This window comes from Emticicia sp., assembly GCF_049241225.1.
Classification (GTDB): Bacteria; Bacteroidota; Bacteroidia; order Cytophagales; family Spirosomataceae; genus Emticicia.
The window spans coordinates 1-1,063 of the sequence record NZ_JBMLRC010000153.1; the positions used below are offsets into that span (position 1 = coordinate 1).

Consider the following 1,063-nt stretch of genomic DNA (forward strand, 5'->3'; position numbering starts at 1 on the left):
TAAGTCTTTCAGAGATTCAGGGTCGGGTAATACATTTTTTAGATGTTCGGGCATTTGTTCTGACAACTGATAAACCGCCACACCCATCGGATTTGAGATTTGCTGGAAGGCATATTCAACAGTTTTGTCGCTTTTTTCTTTACAAAGCACTACACCAATGGCTGGGTTTTCGTCGGGTAGTCGTTCGGTATCGTTCAGCACATTTAGATAAAAATTCAGTTGCCCCGCATCTTGTGGGCGAAATTTGCCTTTTTTGAGTTCAAAAGCTACTAAACATTTCAGAATTCGGTTGTAAAACAGCAAATCAATAAAAAACTCGTCTTCATCTACAACTAAACGATGCTGATTACCAATGAAAGAAAAGCCTTTACCCATTTTCATGATAAATTCTTTAATGCTATTCACAATGCCTTTCTCTACTACTCTTTCGTCGTTGGTTTCTACATTGATATAATCGAGCAAGTATTCATCTTTAAATGCCAGCGTAGAGCTTTGTTGCAAAGTAATGGAAAGCGTTTTTTCAAAATTATTCTGAATCGTTTTTCCTTGCTTTTGGTATAAATTGGTTTTGATTTGCCATTCGAGCATATCAACTGTCCAATGATTTTCAATAGCTTGTTTGAGGTAGAAAAGTCGCATCTGCCAATCTTTACATTTATTGAGCAACAATATATGATGCGTAAAACCAACACCAAAAAATAGCTCTGGTGTTAGTCCTTCAAATTGGGCAGTTGATAACTGCCCAATTAAGCCAGTTGGTAACTGGCTAATTGTAAGTTCTTGATTGTTAGTGGTTTGCATTTTTGCAGTTGATAACTGCAAAATTTCAGAATAGGCGTATTCTTCGGCAAATTGCTTCATATTTTTGAGATTTGTGAAAGAAAACCCTCGTAAGCCTGGCAGTTCTTTTTGCAAGTCGATAGCCATTTGTTCAATGACTTTTGCTCCCCACTTTTCGGAAGCAACTTTTTCAGAAAGTCCCTTGCCAATTACCAAATAGAGCATTAGCTGCTCACGATTGACTAAGCGAGCGGCTATGAACCGACTCTGAATAATTTGTTGT

At 37.5% G+C, this 1,063-nt stretch carries 1 protein-coding gene; it reads right to left on the reverse strand.

The window, feature by feature from the left end:
• Window positions 1–1,063 (reverse strand): PDDEXK nuclease domain-containing protein (locus ACOVO2_RS08980; RefSeq protein ID WP_421769635.1); only part of this gene is annotated, 1,063 nt, incomplete at both ends.